Raw genomic sequence first — 19,299 nt, forward strand, 5'->3', positions numbered from 1 at the left:
CCAGTTACAAACCCCTTTCCGCAGTTTGTGCAAACCGCTTAGGATCGCGCCTCATTTTTTTCCACCCCCGCCACGCATCAGCCCCCCGCGGCTCCATGTCGCCTGGGGACTATGCTGAAACAGGACATGAGGGCTGATCCATGAAAGTGCTGTTGGTCGATGACCACGCTGTAGTACGCATGGCGATCGCGATGATTCTGGGCCGTGAAGGTCACGACATCGTCGGCGAGTGCGACAACGGCGTGGACGCGTTGAGCCTGGCGTTCGAGCTCAAGCCCGATGCGATCGTGCTCGACCTGGATATTCCGCAGCTCGACGGCATGGCGGTGCTCGACCGCTTGCGCATTGGCGGCAGCAGCGCTCATGTGCTGGTGCATACCGGGTTGAAAAGCCAGGCGTATGCCGCCCAATGCATGCGGGCCGGGGCGGCCGGTTTCCTGTCGAAAATCGACGATCCGGTGGAAATCGTCACGGCGCTCAAGGCCGTCGCCAGCGGCAAGTCCTGGTATCCGGTGGGCACTCTCAACTCGGTGCGCCACAGCGATTTCGCCCGTGACGACGCGCAATTGCTCAGCGGCATTACCCGGCGCGAGCTCAAGGTGCTGCACGGGCTGGCCCTGGGCCTGAGCAACAAGCAGATCGCCGACGACATGCTGCTGAGCAACAAGACCGTCAGCACCTACAAGACGCGGCTGATGCTGAAGCTCAACGTCAATACCTTGCTCGAGCTGATCGAGTTCGCCAAGCGCAATGACCTGGTCTGAACCATGAACCTCAAGGGTTGGTTGCTGCTTGGGCTGTTCGCCTTGTCGCTGGGGGTGCTGAACGCGTCGGCCGAACCGCTGACGCTGCTCAGCCGTGCCAGCGAAAACACCGTGCACCTGTCGCTCGGCACGGCGCAGCGTCAGTGGCTCGACGAGGTTGCCGTCCTGCGGGCCGGTGTTTACCTGCCTGACCGACCGCCGCTGGACATCACCGCCAATCAAAAGGATTACGAAGGGCTTTCTGCGGATTACCTCGATGTCCTGACGCGCGCCTTGGGCGTGCGCGTCAAGGTCGAACGCTACGCCAGCCAGTCCGAAGCCCTGGCCGCCCTGCAACGGGGCGAGGTCGACCTGGTGCCGCGGATCAATCACCTTGAAAGCCAATACACCGATCTGCGCCTGAGCGCTGCCTATGCCTACGACCAGGCGGTCTTGATCAGCCGCTTCGGCACCCATTGGGCCAACAACGAATTGCCGGCGGGCACCACGGTGTTGTTCGACCCGGGCTGGATGCAACAGGAACGGGTGAACGCGTTGTTCCCTGAGCACAAGGTGCAGGCCGTCGACTCCATGCAGGACGGTTTGGGGATGGTGGCGTACGGCGAAGGCAAGGTGCTGCTGACCGATGCGATTTCCGCCCAGTACCTGCTCGAACGCAGCTATCAGCAGAGCCTCAGGCAAACCGTCCAGCGCGACTCCGAAGGGCTGGGTTTCAGCTTTGCCGTGCAGCGCCAGAACAGCCAGCTGCTGACCCTGCTCAACAGCGTACTGGCCGGTATCTCGATCCAGGAGCGAGTCGCGATTGCCCACCGCTGGGGCATCGGCGCCAACCCGAAACTGGCTTATAACCGCCTGCAACTGAGCGCTGCCGAGCAGCAGTGGATCAAGGATCATCCACGCATCGACGTGCTGGCCAACGATCTGTACTCACCCTTCAGCTTTTTTGATGGCCAGGACCAGTTTCGCGGCATGGCCGCCGACGTACTGGAGATGATCAACGACCGCACCGGGCTGATGTTCAAGCCGAGCAAGATGTCGTCGGTGGAAGCCATGACCCGACGCACCGAGCGCGACCCACCCAGCCTGATCGCTGCCCTGACCTACAGTGAGCGCCGCGAGGACCGCCTGGCATTCGCCCGGCCCTTCGCGGTCAACCCGTTTGTGCTGGTTACCCGGGTGCAACCGGAACGCAATGGCCTGGCCGGCATCCATTCCGTGGCGATCATCGACAATTCGCAGGCCGCCAACTGGCTGCAGCGCGAGTGGCCGGGCATCAAGGTGGTGCAGGTCGATACCCCCATCGAAACCTACGAATTGCTGGCCGAAGGTCAGGTCGACGGCGTCATTCAGCCGCAAATGACGGCGTCCTACCTGATTGACCGGTTCTTTCGCGGCCGCTTGCAAATCGATTCGGTGCTCGGTTCGCAGCCAGCCCTGATTGGCTTCGCCAGCGGCAAACAGAATGCCGAACTGCTTTCAATCCTCGACAAGGCCTTGCTCGACATCTCGCCCGACGATCTCAGCGACCTGGCCAACCGCTGGCAGAACCCGCAGGAAAGCCACGGCGCCTGGAGCGCCTACAAAAACTGGTTCCTGCGCGCCGTGACGGGGATGGTCCTGCTGGTGCTGGTGGGGCTGGCGTGGAACCTCGCGCTGCGCCGGCAAATCGCCGAGCGTCTCAAGGCGCAGAAAGCCTTGAACGACCAACTGGTGTTCATGAAGGTGCTGGTCGATGGCACGCCGCATCCGATCTACGTCCGCAACCGCGAAGGTCTGCTGCAGACGTGCAATCGCGCCTACCTGCAAGTGATGGAAGTCGAACTCGGGCAAGTGCTGAACAAGGGATTGATCGAAGCGAACATCCTGCCGCTGAGCGATGCCCACCGCTACAAGCGGATTCACCGCGCCACCCTCGAAAGCGCCGAGCCGTCGTTCGACAACTTCACCATGACGGTCAAGGGCAAGACCTACCACGTCTACCACTGGGCGCTGCCGTACCGCGATTCCGACGGCACCATGACCGGGGTCATTGGCGGCTGGATCGACCTGACCGAGCAGCATCACCTGCAACACGCGCTGATCCAGGCGAAAAACCAGGCGCAGGCGGCCAATCGCGGTAAAAGCCATTTCCTGGCGGTGATGAGCCATGAGATTCGCACGCCGATGAGCGCCCTGGTCGGAGTCCTTGAACTGCTGCGCGGACAGCCAGCCGGACAGGGCAAGGACGTCGATCTGATCGACATCGCGCAGAAATCCGCCAGCGGCATGATGGAGCTGATCGGCGAGATCCTCGACCTATCGAAGATCGAATCCGGGCACCTCGAATTACGCAGCGCCAGCGCCCATCCGCAACGCCTGGCGCGCACGGTGCTGCAAAGTTTTGCCAGCCTCGCGCAACAGAAAAACCTCGAACTCGAATTCATCAGCCATGGCCCCGACAGCGCGGTGCAGCTCGACTCCCTGCGCTTTCGGCAGATCCTGTCCAACCTGGTCAGTAACGCCATCAAGTTCACCGCCCAAGGCACGGTCACCGTAGAGCTGACCCTGGACGCCGACACGCCCATGGCGCACTTGCAACTGGGGGTGCGCGACACCGGCATCGGCATGGACGAACAGCAGCGCCAAAGGCTGTTCCAGCCCTACACGCAATTTTCCGGTCAGGACAGCGAACTGCAGAGCGGCACCGGCCTGGGGTTGGCGATCTGTCAGCAACTGACCCGGTTGATGGGCGGGCAACTGGATTGTGCCAGCACACCGGGACAGGGCTCGTGCTTCACCCTGAGGCTGGACGTTGCGCCCGTCACCGAAGCCGAAGCCGCGGTGCCGCTCGACAGCGCGCCCCTGCCGCCGCTGCCGACGCGCAATGTGCTGATCGTCGAAGATCACGAGTTCAATCGCATGGTCCTGCAACGCCAGCTCGAATCCTTAGGGATGCGCGTCACCTGTGCCGAGAACGGCCTGGAGGGCCTGCGCCTGTGGGGCGAGGATGCCTTCGACTACCTGATCACCGATTGCAACATGCCGTTGCTCAATGGCGACAAGTTGACCCGTCAGCTACGTGCCATCGAGGCCGCCGAAGGGCGCACACCGACCCACGTGCTGGGGCTGACCGCCAACGCCCAGCCCGGGGAAGTCCAGCGCTGCCTCGAAGCCGGCATGAACGACTGCCTGTTCAAGCCGCTCACCCGCGGCGTACTGGAGCGCTACCTGCACGAGGCCGAACACACCCGTCAGGCCACCGCGCCGTGTTTCGACCTGTCCAAGGTCCACGACATCACCGCCGGTGACGCGGCGCTGACCCGGCAACTGCTGGCCACGGTATTGCGCACCAACCAAGAAGACTTCGACGCCCTGCAGGCACTGTTCTGCGCTGGGGATTTCAGCAGCATGGCCCGGTGTTGCCACAAGATCCTCGGCAGTGCCCGAATCATTCACGCCGCGCCTTTGATCTGTGCCTGCGAGCAACTGGAGTCAAGCTGCGGGACCACCGTCACGCAACAGGAACTGCATCGCCTGTTCGACGCCTTTGCCGGCCAGATGAGGCGTCTACAGAAGCACCTGCAAGGCGTGCTTGATCGACAAGCACTGTAGGACCTTTCCTACAAAAACTTCGGAATCACCCGCAATACCCCGTCCTCGCGCCTGCGCAGAATTCGCCGCCTCATCTCTCTGTTGGCGGCGGATCATTATGTTTGCGTTGAGTCTTTCTCGGGTTTCGGTGTCGGGCGCGTTGCTGTTGTTGGGGGCCGCTCCCGGTCTGGCGCTTGCGGACAGTTGTGATGCCCTCACCTGCCTGCACTCGCCACAGGCCAATGTAGTGATTGACGATGGCGCCTGGTTCAACGTCGGCACAGGCGGTGAACTGCGCGACAGCAGCGTGAGCAACGGCCGGATCAACCTTCTGGATAGCGCGTCGGCGCTGGGCACTCGCATCATCGGAGCAGGATGGATGGTGATGGAGGACAACAGCACGGCGGTCGACAGCACGGTGGCGCGCGACGGGACCCTGGTGGTGGTCGGTTCGGCTACGGCGCTGGGCACGCAGGTAGACCAGGGTAATTTCGAGGTGACGCAAAACGCGGTGGTCAGCGACACGCAGCTCAACGCCAGTACGATGTATGTCTACGGCAGCGCCACGGCCAAGAACACCCGCGTCGGCGACAGCCAGATGACCGTCTACCAGAACGGTCATGCCCAGCAGACCAGCGTCGACAACGGCGGGCTGATGTCCGTCGCTGACTCGGCGTCGGCCCTCGACACCCTGGTCAATCAGGGCGGCGTGATGGAAAGCGTGGCAGGCACCCACGTACACTTCACCACCGTGAGGCCGGGTGGGCTGATGGTCCTGGGTGACCGCGCCGACGCCAGCGACACCCGGCTCGATGCAGGGGCTGTGCTGCAACTCAAGGGTGATGCCATCCTGGGTGGTGCGAACCATGTCGACGGTCAGGTCAAGTTCGCCGACCCCGCGGTCAACGGCTTCCATACCCTGTTGATCAAAGGCCCGCTGAGCGGCAACGGCCAGTTCCTGATGAACACCGATCTGGCGGCGCTGCGCGGCGACCGCCTCACGCTGCTGGGCACGGTCAGTGGCAGTCACACGCTGGTTGTCGCCGACTCGGGCAACGCCCCCACCGGCGCATTGCAAAAACTGCTTCTGGTGGACGGCGACGGCAGCAGCGGTGACTTCAGGCTGCACGGCCAAACGGTGGATGCGGGCGCTTACCGCTATCAGTTACAGCAACAGGGCGATGACTGGTATCTGGCCAATCTGGCGGCGGTCGACCCGGTGGTCCCGCCTGTGGAGCCGCCGACGGATACTGTTGATCCAGTTGATCCAGTTGATCCTGTTGATCCGGTCACCCCGGTCACGCCCGTAGATCCCGTTCCCCCCGTTGAACCGGTTTCTCCTGTAGCCCCTGCCGAGCCCATCATCCCCGCCCAGCCACCTCAACTGCCACAGGCCGAAACCCTGAGCAAAGGCGCCAACGCCGCCGTGGCCAGCCACGCCGCCAGTGCCGCCTTGATCAGTGCCCAGATGAATGCCACCACCGGGCATTTCGGCGAGCTGCGCTCAGGCAAGGACAAGGGCGGTATCTGGACCCGCGGCTATGGCGCCGAACAACATCTGGACAGCGGCACCAGTCGCGCCTTCCAGCAACAGGTCGACGGCATGGAAATCGGTGCGGACAAGGCCCTGCCCTCTGCCGATGGCACCCTCTACGTCGGCGGCTTGATCGGCCAGGGGCAGGGTCGGCAGGATTTCGGCGAGGCCAGCAAAGGTAAGATCGACAGCCTGACAATCGGCGGTTATGCCAGCTACCTGGATCGAAGCGGGCTGTACGTCGACGGCGCGCTGAAATACAGCCGACTGGACAACGAGATCAACATCACCAGCAACCTTGGCGACAAGGTCAAGGCCGACTACCAGACCCACGCCGTGAGTGCTGACGTGCAAGTGGGCAAGCATATCGAGCTGGCCAGGGACTGGTTTGTCGAGCCGCAGGTGGGGCTGCAAATGGCGCGCGTCAGTGGCGGCCACTACACCGCGACTAATGGCCTGGAAGTCGAGCAAGATGCAATGCTCTCGGTGCAGAGCCGGGTCGGCGGCATCGTTGGCCGTGACCTGAAACTGGACAGCGGCATGTCCGTCAAACCCTATGCCAAGGCCACCTGGATCACCGAACATGCCGGCGACAGCCATGTGCACGTCAGCGGGGCGAAACTGGACAGCCGTCTGCCGGGCGCACGGGGTGAACTCGGTGGCGGGGTCATGGTTTCAATGGTTCAGGGACACAACCTGTTCGTCGAGGGTGGCTACACCCAGGGCAACGACATCGAGCAGCCCTGGGCAGTGACAGCGGGTTATCGCTACCAGTGGTAAAGCGGTGCCGGCTCAATCATCCGGCATTTCCGGTGGCTTGGCCGGTTTTGCCGGTTTTGCCGGTTTGCCGTTTTTTGCAGCCTTGGCCCCTGGGGGCGGTGGGGTTTCGGCAACCGGCGGTGGCGTGGGGGCTGCGGCTTCCTTCTCGGTCGCCGGCAAGGCATCGACGGTGGCGAAGATTTTCTTCAGGTCGACCGACCTTGAGTCTTCCCCCGAGCTTTCGAGTTTCTTCTCGCCGTCCTTGCCCACCAGGATCACCTTGGGTAACGCGCCGGCCCCCAGTTTCAGCGCACGGATCAACGCCATGGTGTCCTGTTGGCCGAGGTCCTTGCCGTCCAGCTGGCCGGACATGTTCAGCACGCTGTAGACCCGGATGTTGCGCTCGGCGACACCCTGCTTGTTGGCGGGATCTTCCAGGGACTTTTTCAGGTTGACCCAGACGGGGTCGACGGTGCTCGGGGCAATCACGATCAGCGGCCGGGCCCTGCCCTTGTCGATATCCAGAGGTGAATCGCCATCGGAGGCGAACAAGGGGCCGGCAATCGCCAGCAAGGTAGCCAGGGTCAGTGACCTGATGAGCATGCGCATCTCCTTTTGATATCCACGCTCTAATGATTGCGCATTACGGCGTTCGTTCCGGTGACACTTGGCAAATGTGTTTCGCCATGCTCCAAGCTTAGGTCAGGGCGGTCATTGCGCAACAGGCTGGACTAATCTGAAACATATCCCGGCTCGTTGTGAGAGACCGCTATGAGTGCTCAGTTGAACCACACCATTGTCTGGTGCCGCGACAAGCACAGGTCGGCACATTTCCTGGTCGAGCTCCTCGGCCTGCCGCCCCCGGAGCCCTTCGGGCCGATGTTGATCGTCAGGCTCGACAACCAGGTGTCGCTGGACTTCTACGACAACGATCCGCCGATCGCCTCGCAGCACTACGCGTTCCTGCTCGGCGACGACGATTTCGACCGGGCCTTCATTCACCTGCAGGTCAACGGGCAGCCGTGGTGGGCCGATCCGGGCAAGCAGCGACCCAATGAAATCAATGAGCATGGTGGAGGACGGCGGGTGTATTTCGACGACCCGGACGGGCATCTGCTGGAGATTTTCACCCGCGAATGACGCCCTTTCGCGGTTACTGCCGCTCTTTCAGCAATTCGGCTATCAACTGCGTGGGCTGCATCTTGGCTGCCTGGGCGACCTGGTTGAGGCTGTCGCTGGGCGATGCCACCGAATACCCGCGTTGGCGCAGTCGCTCAACCAGTTCATCAGGGGTGTTCTTGAACAGCGCTGCGCTGTCGGTCAAAGGCGCCTTGGTCACCAGTTGCACCGCGGCAAAGGCCGGATTTCCGCCCTGCTTGCCACCCATGCCTGAAACGACAAAAGGCACTGCCACCAGGATCGACAACAGCAGCGGTATATAAAGTGACTTGCGCTTGATATACCCCATCAACGGCCCCCAGTTTTTCCATAAGTGCAGCGCAAATGGAACCAGCAGCACAATACTCAGCCATTCATGCATGCCATGAAACAGCGCCGGCGCCCAATGGAAGAACAGTGCCACGCCAGAAATCACAGAGACGACAAACAAGCCTGTGGTCAGCGGGGTTGCGAAGCGATTGATCAGGTTTTTCAAGTGACAGTTTTCCATGGATCAGTGGTCTTGGTGACGGCGGGCAAGCGCGAGCACTGGACTGACAAAGAGGGATTTTCATGCAAGGGTTCAAGTGCATGATGGTACCGCTGATCCGTGTAAGGAGTTTGTAAGCCAGAGTAAAGTTTGAAGTTACATTGAGCCCGACAAGTGCCCACACCCCTGTTTCTTAATGAACCCTTAGTTGACGAACAGTGGAAAAATCCCGCTCAACAGCGACACCGCCAGCAAGATGAAACAGTTGATCACCGACCACTTCATGGTAAAGCGCTGGTTCTCGGCGTAATCGAGCTTGAGCATGCTGACCACCAGGTAAGTCGACGCGACCAGGGGACTCAGGATATGCACGGGCTGCCCCACCAATGACGCGCGGGCCATTTCCATCGCGCTGATACCGTGATGCTGGGCGGTCTCGGCAAGGATCGGCAAGATACCGAAATAGAACACGTCGTTGGACACAAGCCAGGTCACCGGAATACTCAGCAACGCGGTGATCACCGCCAGGTAAGGGCCAAAGCTGTCGGGAATCACCTGCAGCAAACCGCTTGCAACGGCATTGGCCATACCGGTACCGGAGAGCACGCCGGTAAAGACGCCGGCCGCGAAGATCAGGCTGGAGACCGCGAGGATCGGCGGTGCGTGTAACGCCAATTGTTCCTGCTGGGCCTTGAGGTCGGGAAAGTTGACGACCACCGCCAGACAGGCCGCGACCATGAACAGGTAGCTCAGGGGGAACAGCTGCAGGCACAGGCCCAGGATCAACAGCGCGGTCAACGCCCAGTTGAAATAGAAACGCCACCCCTCACCACGATGTTCCTTGTGCACGGCGAAGTCGCCGTTCAAGTCGATGGTGCCACCCAGTCGCGCACGTTCACGGCGCCCAAACAGGTAGGCCAGGACGAAGGTCGAGCCGACACAGGCGAGCATGGCGGGCAGCATGGGCACGAACATGTCGGCGACGTCGACATTCATCGAGGTCGCGGCCCGGGCAGTGGGCCCGCCCCATGGCACCATGTTGCCCAGCCCGGCCACTTGCAGCAAAAGGCAGCAGACCATCGGCAACGACAGGCCGAGGCGTTTGTAGATCGGCAAAAATGCCGAGAGAACGATCATGTAGATGGTCGCGCCATCGCCATCCAGCGCGACGATGAATGCGAGCAGAACGGTACCGATGAAGATCTTCACCGGGTCACCCCGCACAGCCTTGACGATCCGGGTCACCAGCGGGTCGAACATGCCGGCTTCCGTCATGGTCAGGAAATACAGCATGGCGAAAATCATCAGCACCCCGTTGGGCGCCACCATTTTCAAGCCATCGATGACGTATTTTCCCAGGTCGGCATGGAAGCCGCCCATCAAGGCGAAGGCCGTGGGAATGAGGATCAGCGCCGTCAGCGCGGACAGGCGTTTGCTCATCAGGAAATAGATGAAGCTGGCCAACATCAAGAAGCTGAGAAGCATGAGCATGGCGTTACCCTGTTTTTATAGTTGTACAGGCTGGCGGCGTCCGGCCGACGTCGGCTGGACGCGTTGCATCGTTCAGTCAGACCGGCAATCCCTTGGCCCGTAAAAGGGCATTGAAGCGTTCGGGGTCAGCGGTGCCCTGCTCGTTGGTTTCGCGAATCCCCGCTTCACGCTGCAGATGAGCCAGCGTTCTGGGCAACAGCGCCGCCGCGTCTGCAGCGGCAATGGCGATCACGCCGTCCGCATCGCCAAGCACCAGGTCGCCGGGTAATACGCACAAGCCCGCGCAGGCAATCGGCACGTTGATTTCCCCGGGGCCATCCTTGCTCGGACCGCGATGGGTGTGGCCGGCGGCGAATACCGGAACGATGCCCTCGGCGAGTTCTTCGAGGTCACGCACAGCCCCGTCGATAACGATCCCGCCCAGTTTCACCCGCAGCGCCGTGGTCCTTACCAGGCCGCCGATAACCGCCTGGCTGACGTCACCGCCGCCATCGATCACCAGCACATCACCGGGCTCGACCATCATCAGCGCCTTGTGCACCATCAGGTTGTCACCCGGGCGAATGCGGATCGTAAAGGCCGGTCCGCAGAGTTTCAGCGACAGATCGCCGTGATAAGCCTTCAAGCCCCGGGCGCCGACACTACGGCCCATGCAGTCGCCCGCGACCGCGACCGGGATGGCCCGGAACGCCTCGACCAGATCGGCGGGGAGACTGTCGACACGAGGGTTGATGCGATAGCCCGCGGGCCAGTGTTCATTGGTATAGCCAGTCATGGACAAACTCCTGATCAGTTGCAGAGCACAGTCGGATTGACGCAGGCAGTCGCCGATACCGCTGCGCCGTTGAGATAGCCGAGTACATTGCGTGCAGCACCTGCCGCCATGGCGGCCAGCGCCGCCGGGGTCGAGCCGCCGACGTGGGGCGTCAGCACGACGTTGTCCAGGCTGAGCAGCGGGCTGTCGGCGGGCAGCGGCTCGATGGCCATGGTGTCGAGCCCGGCGGCGTAAAGACGGCGCTCACGCAGAGCGACGATCAGCGCCGACTCATCGATCACTTCGCCGCGCGCGGTATTGATCAGCAGCGCGTCCCGGGGCAGCAACGCCAGCTGCTCGGCACCGATGAACCCACGGGTTTTTTCCGTGAGCGGCACATGCAGGCTCAACACCTGGCTGCGGGGCAGCAGTTGCTCCAGCGATTCGACGCGTTCGGCTCCTTGCAGATCGCTGTCTACGGGTAGCAGCGGATCAAAGACCAGCACACTCATGCCAATCGCCTGGCAGGCCAGCGATACGCGCCGCGCCACCTGGCCAAAGCCGACCAGCCCTAATGTCCGGCCGCTCAACTCCAGGCCGTCTTGCGCACGGGACCAACGCCCGTCGCGCAGCTCCTGGTCCATCCAGCTCACCCGGCGCGCAGCGGCGAACATCAGTGCCAGGGTCATTTCGGTGACCGATTGCGCATTGGCGCCGGGCGTCACGTACACCGGAATGCCGCGTGCGGTGGCCGCACCTACGTCGATGTTGCTGACACCCACGCCATGCTTGGAAATGACCTTGAGTGTCGGGCATGCGGCGATCGCCGTGGCGGTCAGGTCCAAGGTGCGTGAAATCACTGCATCGACCGGCTCACGGGCGAGGATCTGTTCGATCTCCGTGGCGCCTTGACCTGGCGCGACGAACAAAACCCGGCAATGGTGCGCGTGCAGCAAATCAAGGCCGGCGGCCGCCAGTTTCGGGGCCGTGACCAGAATGGTATGGGGCATGAGTCAAGCCTTCAGCGAGGGAGGTGGGCAAATAGGTGGGGCGAGCGGATTCAGCGGAACCTGAAGCGCAAGGCACTGCACAAATGTGGCGGACAACTTCATGGAGTGATCTCCGGCTTTTATTGTTATGCCCCCCACCGGGGAGTACGCCGTCAGTATCACTGTGCAGATTGTTGGAATCTATTATCGAATTTTCAACAAACCATTCCTGCGAGGAATGTAATGATTGGACGTCTTAGCTGCTGGCTGCATCGCCCTGCTGCTGGAGGATGTCGATAAAACGCCGCGTGGCGGGAGACAGGTAGGCATCGGTGCGATGGATCACACCGAAACGCCGAGGCATGGTGGTTTTTTCGTTGGGGATTTCTATCAGCACATCGCCGGTGCTCGCCAGATTGCGCCGGGAAACGAAACTCAACAGGCCGGTTTCAGCAATCAGGTTGCGCATCGACGCCAGGGAGCTGGACACGATGGCGACGTCCGGTGCCGGCAGGCCGTTGGCGCTGAACGCAGCTTCCAGCCATTGGCGCGTCGCCACCGAGGTGGGCGACAGAATCCAGCGGTATTCGCACAACGCTTGCATCGGTACGTGCCGGCCCGCCAAGGGGTGATTAGCGCTTGCGACCACCACCACTTCGTCGTTCAGGATCGCCAGTTCGCTCAGTTCTTCATCACGGGTTCCCAACGGCCCCACCACCAGGTCGAGCGCGCCCTTGCGCAGGGAGTCGTGCAGCACGTCGTTCATGCCGATCTGGATCTCAAGCAACACGGCAGGCGCTTGTTCCTGAAGCAGGCGGCATGCCTTGGGCAAGACGAATTCGGCCGTGGTAGCCGCCGCCCCGACGCGAATGACGCCCGCCAGGCCCTTGCCCATCGAGACCGTCTGACGCCGGGTTTCGTCCAGCAATCTTTCAACCTTCTGCGAGCGCTCGCACAGCAACTGACCGGCGCTGGTCAACCTGATCCCGCGCCCTACCCGCTCAAACAGCTCGGCGCCGTAGGCGTCTTCCAGCCGATCAATGCATTTGGATAGCGCCGACTGCGAAACATGCAGCACCTCCGCCGCTCGTCCCAGGTGGCCCAACTCGGCGATTTTCATGAAGTACGCCAAATCACGTATCTGAAGATTGATGCTCATCGAGGCACTGTTCCCTCACGCGAACCCAGAGTGGCGGGCAGGGTAACCCATCAAACAGGAACATGGGGCAGCAGGTTCAGCCCTGCATCAGGAAGGCGCCTGACGGAATCCGCTTTCGCAGCTTCTTGCAGCTGCCTGGAGGAGGCTGATGCCCAGGCGGGCGATCGGGGAACCAGATGCGGCATTGACCCGGCGGCGGCCAATGGCCGCGGGGAATCGCAATCTCATCGTTCGCGGATTCTGCCGCGGTGGAAGCCACCTGAAATTGTCCTTCGGGCTGCGTTCTGGCAGTCGCCGCAGAATCCGCCACGCGAGCGAAGTTGCCAGGGAGGGGCTGCGTCTGCGCAGTGGATTGTTCAGCCGCCGCCCGTTCTGCTTCGCGGAGCCTTTGCGCCTGCGCTTCGCGGGCCTTCTGTGCGGCGACCAGGTCCTCCTGGGCCTTGGGTGGGGTACCCGAAGCCTGGGCCTGCTGCGCCGCCTGGATCAACTGGAAGTTGCGGTTGCGCAATTCGACGTTGCTGCCAACCCGCAGGTTCGAGCGCGCCGCCAGGGTTTCAGCCTGCTGGTACTGCCCCTGCTGCAGGCGCAGTACGCCGAGGTAATGCAGGGTTGCGGGATTGTTCGGCTGGATATGCAGGGCACGCTCCAGCGTGGCGGCGGCCTGGTCCAGCTGGCCATCTTCATACTGGCGCGAGGCGGTTTCGATCAGAGTGGTGGATGCGCTGTTGCTTTGCGCGGGCACCCGCCGCTCGGCAGCCACCGAGGAAAGCGACGCGACGGCGCAGCACGCCAGGATAAGGCTCGGCAGAAAACGCAGGGTTGGCATCGGGGCAGACTCGGCTGATGTCGGACGGCACCGCCATGAGAGCAGGCCACCAGCACTGCTCGGAATCTCCGATGCAGGGCCCCTACTGACCTGGCCAACAGCCTGAAGTTCCCGGCCACAGGCCACTTCAGGCAGTGTTCGAGCGCTGCCCTTCTATCAGCCAAATCCTGCCTTTTTAAAAAGCATTAAATTTTCAACTTTAAAAAAATTGAACTATACCCAATGAGCAACTGTACCTAGCCCGGTCTCAAACACCTGTGCAGGCGTTTGTACCCGGTATCTCATCGTCAAAACAGACCAGGAGCCACTGGTTATGAATGTTTTGAAAGTTGCTGCAAGCGATGCTGTCCTGGGGTGCTTCCAGACTTCCCGCCCGATCGTTGCCCTGGATCAAACTGACTTTACCGATGTCGCCGCTGCGGTGTTGACCGTGGACGATGTGATGGGCGGCGCGCTGGATACCATTCAACGAACCGGCTTCGACATCCCGCTGTTTCTGGTGGTGCCTCGCGGTGGCGCGGGCAATCGTGCACTGGATGTCTACAAGCGTTTGCACGAGGTGATCCTGCTGGTCAACGGCGTGTTTGACCTCTCCAGCTACAACGCCGAGTACTACGGCAACCAGCTCGAAACCGCCGCCAAGGCCTATGAAGAAAATTTGCTGCCGCCCTTCTTCGACGCCCTCAAGCACTACACCGAGGCCGCCAATGCGACCTTCGCCTGCCCCGGTCACCAGGGCGGCCAGTTCTTTCGCAAGCATCCCGCCGGCCGCCAGTTCTTCGATTTCTTTGGCGAAACCCTGTTCCGCGCCGACATGTGCAACGCCGACGTCAAGCTCGGCGACCTGCTGATCCACGAAGGCCCGGCCCTGCTGGCGCAGAAGCATGCCGCCAAGGTATTCAACGCGGACAAGACCTACTTCGTGCTCAATGGCACATCGGCGTCGAACAAGGTGGTCACCAACGCACTGCTGACGCCTGGCGACCTGGTGCTGTTCGATCGCAACAACCATAAATCCAACCATCAGGGGGCGTTGATCCAGGCCGGCGCTACGCCGGTGTACCTGGAAACCGCGCGCAATCCCTACGGTTTCATCGGCGGCATCGACGCCCATTGCTTCGAGGAAAACTACCTGCGCGAACTGGTCAATGAAGTCGCCCCGGACAAGGCGCGGCTGCCACGGCCGTTTCGCCTGGCGATCATCCAGTTGGGCACCTATGACGGCACCATCTACAACGCGCGCCAGGTAGTCGACCGCATCGGCAAGCTGTGCGACTACATCCTGTTCGACTCGGCGTGGGTGGGCTACGAACAGTTCATCCCGATGATGAAGGATTGCTCGCCCATGCTGCTGGACCTGGGTGAAGACGACCCGGGGATTTTCGTCACCCAATCGGTGCACAAACAGCAGGCCGGCTTCTCCCAGGCCTCGCAGATCCACAAGAAGGACCGCCACATCAAGGGCCAGGCGCGCTACTGCAATCACGCACGCTTGAACAACGCGTTCATGGCCCAGGCCTCCACCAGCCCGTTCTACCCGCTGTTCGCCTCGCTGGATGTGAATGCGCGCATCCACGCCGGCCGCAGTGGCTTGCGCCTGTGGGAAGACTGCGTGAAATTCGGCATCAACGCGCGCAAGCTGATCCTCGAGGCCTGCACCTTGGTGCGTCCGTTCGTGCCGGAAACCATCGACGGCCGCCCATGGCAGGACCACCCCTCCGACGCCATCGCCAACGACCTGCGCTTCTTCGAGTTCCACCCCAAGGATCGCTGGCACGCCTTCCCCGGTTATGCCGACAAGCAGTACTTCATCGACCCCTGCAAGCTGCTGTTCACCACCCCCGGCATCGACCCGATTGACGGCAGTTACACCGATTTCGGCATCCATGCCGGCATCCTCGCCAACTTCCTGCGCCAGAACGGCATCGTCCCGGAGAAGTGCGACCTCAACTCGATCCTGTTCCTGCTCACGCCCGCCGAAGACTGGGCGAAGATGAGCCACCTGGCCGCGCAACTGGCCCGCTTCGAGCAGTTCCTTGCCGATGATGCACCCATGAGCCGGGTGCTGCCGGCCATCTACGCACGCCATGAAGACCGCTACCGCAACTACAGGATCCGCCAGCTCTGCCAGGAAATGCACGACCTCTACCGCAGCCATAACGTGCAGCAACTGCAGAAGGACATGTTCCGCAAGGAACACTTCCCGAAAAAAGCCATGAACCCGCAACAGGCGCAGATCGAATTCATCCGCGGTAACGTCGAGCTGGTCGCGCTGAGCGATGCCGATGGCCGTGTCGCTGCCGAAGGCGCGCTGCCCTACCCACCGGGTGTCCTGTGCGTGGTGCCGGGGGAAATCTGGGGTGGCGCGGTACTGAAGTACTTCCTGGCGCTGGAAGAAGGCATTAACGCTTTGCCCGGGTTCACGCCGGAACTGCAGGGCGTGTACCTGAAAGAACAAGGCGGCCGTATTCGCGCCTATGGGTATGTGCTCAAGAGCTGATCCTCGACTTGAACAGGGCAAGGAGTGTGCGATGGCTGATTCAAGCAAGAAAATGGGCCTGATGGGGCTCACCACGCTGGTCACGGTCAACATGATGGGCTCAGGCATCATCATGCTGCCCACCAACATGGCCCAACTCGGGGCAGTCTCGCTGTTGTCGTGGATTTTCACGGCGATCGGCTCGATGGCCATAGCTTATTGCTTCGCCCAGTGTGGGGTGTTCTGTTCGCGATCCGGCGGCTTGTCCGCCTACACCGAAGAAGCCCATGCGAAGTCGGGGTTCTTCCTCTGTTCCTATCTGTATTTCCTGTCCCTGGCGATCGCCAACGTCGCCGTCGCGATCTCGGCGGTGGGCTACATGAGCGCCTTCCTGCCCTGGCTCAGCAGTGGTGCCATCCCGCTGTTCGTCGGCACGGTCGCGCTGATCTGGATAACCATCATCGCCAACTTCGGTGGCCCGAGCATCACCGGCAAGATCGGCGCTTTCACCGTATGGGGGGTGATCATTCCGGTGGCGGGCCTGAGCATCATCGGCTGGTTCTGGTTCGACTCCGATGTGTTGGCGGCCGCCTGGAACCCCAACAACCTGGCGATTTCCGAAGCCATCGGCAAGGCCATCCCCTTGACCCTGTGGGCCTTCCTCGGCATGGAGTCGGCAGCCCAGGCCACCGACGCGGTGGAAAACCCCAAGCGCAACGTACCGCTGGCCTGCCTGTTCGGCACCCTCGGTGCCGCCGCAGTCTATGTGCTGTCGACCACGGTGATCCAGGGGATCATTCCCAACGCCGAGCTGGCCAATTCCTCAGCGCCTTTCGCGCTGGTCTACGCCAAGATTTTCAACCCGATGGTGGGTAACATCGTCATGGCCCTGGCGGTCATGGCCTGTGTAGGTTCTCTGCTGGGCTGGCAGTTCACCCTGGCGCAAACCGCCAAGATGACGGCCGATCAGAACCTATTCCTCAAGCTGTTCAGCAAGGTCAACGCCAGCAATGCACCCGTAGTCGGCATGATCGTCTGCGGCGTGCTGCAGACGATCATGGCCGTGTCGACCATCTCGCCCGACGCCGCTGCGCAGTTCAGCAAACTGGTGAGCCTGGCGGCAGTGACCAACCTGATCCCTTACATCACAGCGCTGACCGGCTTGCTGGTGATCATGCACAAAGCTCAGGTGGGGCCCGCGGTGTACTCGCGTAACGTGGTGGTGCTGCTGATCGCGGTGGCTTACTCGTTGTATGCGCTCTACGCCTGCGGCAAGGATGCGGTACTGGGCGGCACGCTGGTGCTCGCCTTTGGTTACCTGCTCTATGGCTTCCTCGCCAAGCGTTTCGTCGACGCGCCAACCGTTGCCCAAGTCAGGACCGGCAATGTTTAGGCATGGCAATCAGGACTGCTCAGACTTGTACACGGGGAAACCGGACATGAACGTACCCTTTGCAAAAAGCACTCGCCTGCTGCTCGCTTTAGTGTTCACCGCACTGCCGATGGTGGCGGGTGCCAACACCCTGGAGCGCGTCCGCGCCAGCAATACCTTTACCCTGGGCTACGTACCGGACCTGTCGCCCTTCAGCGTTGCACAAGGCGACAAGGCCAGCGGTTATGCCATCGACCTGTGCCTGAAGATCGCCGACAAGCTCAAGACCGAGCTCAACCTGCCCAACCTGCAGGTGCGCTACGAGCCCGTCACGGTTGCCGAAGAGACCAGCGCGGTGAAACTGGGCAAGGTCGACATCCTCTGCACGCCGACCCCGCCGACCCTCGAACGGCGCAAGACCATCAGCTACTCGATACCGGTGTACACCGCCGGCCTCTCGGTACTGGTGCGCAAGGATGCCGCCGAATCGCTGCTCAACGCGCTCAATGGTAAAGAGGCCAACCCCGGCCCGACCTGGCGGGCGACGATCAACCGCGGCCTGGCCAACCAGACCTACGCCACCATCGAGGGCGGAGTGACAGAGGACTGGATTCGTGAACGGATGCGCATGCTCGGCGTGATCGCTTCGCTGGTGACCGTGGCCAATACCGAAGAAGGCGCCGGGCTGGTGGCTGCGCGCAAGGCCGATGCGTTCTTCGCCGAGCGCATGTTTTTGAAAAACCAGGTGGAAAAAGGCGGCGCCAACAATGACCTGATGGTCCTGGACCGCATCTTCGAGTACGCCCCGGTGGCCATGATCGTCGAACGCGGTGACGAGGACTTCCGCCTGCTGGTTGATACGGCCCTGAGCGAGGCTTATCGCTCTGGCGCCATCGAGCAGGGGTACGACAAGTACCTGGGCGGGATCAACGGGACGATGAAAAAGCTGTTCAGGGTGTATGCATTGCCTTGAACTGTGGGAGCGAGCCGGCTCGCTCCTACATTATTAGAACGCCAGTTTGTAGCCGATCAATACCAGCATCGTCGCCAGGCAAGGGCGCAACCATTCATCGGAGATGCGCCCGGTCAGGTGGCTGCCCAGGTAGATACCCGGCAACGAACCGACCAGCAAGTAGCCAAGCACGTGCCAGTCCATGTTACCCATGCTCGCATGGCCAAGGCCGGCGACCAGGGTCAGGGGCACGGCGTGGGCGATTTCCGTGCCGACCAGGCGGCGGGTCGGCAGCAACGGGTAGAGGATGAACAACGCCACGGTGCCCAGGGCGCCAGCGCCGATCGAGGTCAACGCGACCATGGTGCCCAGGACCAGGCCGGTGATCACGGTCAGGACATTCAGCCGCGCACCGCTGGGTTTGTAGTTGCCGCCCGCACGCTTGTGGGCGAAATCGAGCAGGCGTTTCTTGAACAGGATCGCCAGCGCCGTGGCGAACAGGACAAAACCCAATGCCTGCTTGATGATTGCATTCATTGCGTCGGGGGCTTCGTTCAGGCTGCTCAGGAACCACAATGTCAACGCCACCGCCGGCACGCTGCCGAGGGTCAACCAACCGGTAATCGACCAGTCGATGTTGTTGTTCTTCCTGTGCACCAGCACGCCACTGGATTTGGTGATGGCCGCGTACAGCAGATCGGTGCCCACCGCGGTGGCCGGGTTGATGCCGAACCACAACAGGATGGGCGTCATCAACGACCCGCCACCGACGCCGGTCATGCCGACGATAAAGCCAACCACCAGCCCGGCTACGACCAACCCGATATTCAACAGATCCATTGATACGTCCAAAAACCACAGGGAATAACTGGCCCGCAGCATAGCGACATTTCTTATAACCAGTTATATCGATGCGATCTATCTTTATGCCCGATTCGTATTTCGTCGGGTAACTTTCAAACCGCGTCATCGATTTCTTCTCTTGTAGGAGCCAGGCTTGCC

General features: G+C 61.7%; 15 protein-coding genes. 7 read left to right on the plus strand and 8 right to left on the minus strand.

The window, feature by feature from the left end:
* Positions 1–140: 140 nt before the first annotated feature.
* The 3 genes from HFK74_RS19695 (at position 141) to HFK74_RS19705 (ending at position 6,648) form a co-directional block, all read left to right on the plus strand.
* The gene (locus tag HFK74_RS19695; protein WP_180204937.1) at positions 141–764 is read left to right on the plus strand and encodes a response regulator transcription factor; all 624 of its coding nucleotides are present in this window, start codon (positions 141–143) and stop codon (positions 762–764) included.
* Positions 765–767: 3 nt separating this feature from the next.
* The gene (locus tag HFK74_RS19700; protein ID WP_180204938.1) at positions 768–4,355 is read left to right on the plus strand and encodes a transporter substrate-binding domain-containing protein; all 3,588 of its coding nucleotides are present in this window, start codon (positions 768–770) and stop codon (positions 4,353–4,355) included.
* Positions 4,356–4,452: 97 nt separating this feature from the next.
* Positions 4,453–6,648 carry an autotransporter outer membrane beta-barrel domain-containing protein gene (locus tag HFK74_RS19705; protein WP_180204939.1) on the plus strand — a complete coding sequence of 732 codons (2,196 nt, stop codon included), beginning with the start codon at positions 4,453–4,455 and terminating at the stop codon, positions 6,646–6,648.
* A gap of 12 nt (positions 6,649–6,660) precedes the next feature.
* Here HFK74_RS19705 and HFK74_RS19710 read toward each other — a convergent pair whose 3' ends face one another.
* A complete protein-coding gene (locus tag HFK74_RS19710) occupies positions 6,661–7,230 on the minus strand; it encodes a DUF4174 domain-containing protein (protein WP_180204940.1) in 570 nt (189 codons plus the stop codon).
* Positions 7,231–7,398: 168 nt separating this feature from the next.
* Here HFK74_RS19710 and HFK74_RS19715 point away from each other — a divergent pair, with 168 nt between their 5' ends.
* The gene (locus HFK74_RS19715; RefSeq protein ID WP_180204941.1) at positions 7,399–7,767 is read left to right on the plus strand and encodes a VOC family protein; all 369 of its coding nucleotides are present in this window, start codon (positions 7,399–7,401) and stop codon (positions 7,765–7,767) included.
* 13 nt (positions 7,768–7,780) lie between these two features.
* Here HFK74_RS19715 and HFK74_RS19720 read toward each other — a convergent pair whose 3' ends face one another.
* The 6 genes from HFK74_RS19720 to HFK74_RS19745 form a co-directional block, all read right to left on the minus strand.
* The gene (locus HFK74_RS19720; protein WP_180204942.1) at positions 7,781–8,296 is read right to left on the minus strand and encodes a DUF4405 domain-containing protein; all 516 of its coding nucleotides are present in this window, start codon (positions 8,294–8,296) and stop codon (positions 7,781–7,783) included.
* A gap of 183 nt (positions 8,297–8,479) precedes the next feature.
* Positions 8,480–9,766 carry a CitMHS family transporter gene (locus HFK74_RS19725; RefSeq protein WP_180204943.1) on the minus strand — a complete coding sequence of 429 codons (1,287 nt, stop codon included), beginning with the start codon at positions 9,764–9,766 and terminating at the stop codon, positions 8,480–8,482.
* Between the two features lie 76 nt (positions 9,767–9,842).
* Positions 9,843–10,541, minus strand: coding sequence for an RraA family protein (locus HFK74_RS19730; protein ID WP_180204944.1), 699 nt, complete (start codon positions 10,539–10,541; stop codon positions 9,843–9,845).
* 14 nt (positions 10,542–10,555) lie between these two features.
* Positions 10,556–11,530, minus strand: coding sequence for a hydroxyacid dehydrogenase (locus tag HFK74_RS19735; RefSeq protein WP_180204945.1), 975 nt, complete (start codon positions 11,528–11,530; stop codon positions 10,556–10,558).
* A gap of 235 nt (positions 11,531–11,765) precedes the next feature.
* Complete coding sequence (locus HFK74_RS19740) at positions 11,766–12,668, minus strand: LysR family transcriptional regulator (RefSeq protein WP_180204946.1); 903 nt, start codon at positions 12,666–12,668, stop codon at positions 11,766–11,768.
* A 76-nt stretch (positions 12,669–12,744) separates the two neighbouring features.
* A complete protein-coding gene (locus HFK74_RS19745; RefSeq protein WP_180204947.1) occupies positions 12,745–13,494 on the minus strand; it encodes a tetratricopeptide repeat protein in 750 nt (249 codons plus the stop codon).
* 313 nt (positions 13,495–13,807) lie between these two features.
* Here HFK74_RS19745 and speF point away from each other — a divergent pair, with 313 nt between their 5' ends.
* Genes speF through HFK74_RS19760 form a run of 3 tightly spaced genes read left to right on the plus strand, consistent with a single transcriptional unit; the run spans position 13,808 to position 18,318 of the window.
* On the plus strand, positions 13,808–15,994 hold the full coding sequence (speF, locus tag HFK74_RS19750; protein WP_180204948.1) for an ornithine decarboxylase SpeF: 2,187 nt from the start codon (positions 13,808–13,810) through the stop codon (positions 15,992–15,994).
* Positions 15,995–16,025: 31 nt separating this feature from the next.
* Positions 16,026–17,366: a putrescine-ornithine antiporter gene (potE, locus tag HFK74_RS19755; RefSeq protein ID WP_180204949.1), complete on the plus strand. Its 1,341-nt coding sequence runs from the start codon at positions 16,026–16,028 to the stop codon at positions 17,364–17,366.
* Positions 17,367–17,412: 46 nt separating this feature from the next.
* A complete protein-coding gene (locus tag HFK74_RS19760; protein WP_180204950.1) occupies positions 17,413–18,318 on the plus strand; it encodes an amino acid ABC transporter substrate-binding protein in 906 nt (301 codons plus the stop codon).
* 33 nt (positions 18,319–18,351) lie between these two features.
* On the opposite strand, the gene HFK74_RS19765 is transcribed toward HFK74_RS19760, so the two are convergent.
* Positions 18,352–19,137 (minus strand): sulfite exporter TauE/SafE family protein, encoded by a 786-nt coding sequence (locus HFK74_RS19765; RefSeq protein WP_008054687.1) that lies wholly within the window; start codon positions 19,135–19,137, stop codon positions 18,352–18,354.
* Between the last annotated feature and the right edge of the window lie 162 nt (positions 19,138–19,299).

This window comes from Pseudomonas sp. SbOxS1, from assembly GCF_013416725.1.
Lineage (GTDB): Bacteria > Pseudomonadota > Gammaproteobacteria > Pseudomonadales > Pseudomonadaceae > Aquipseudomonas.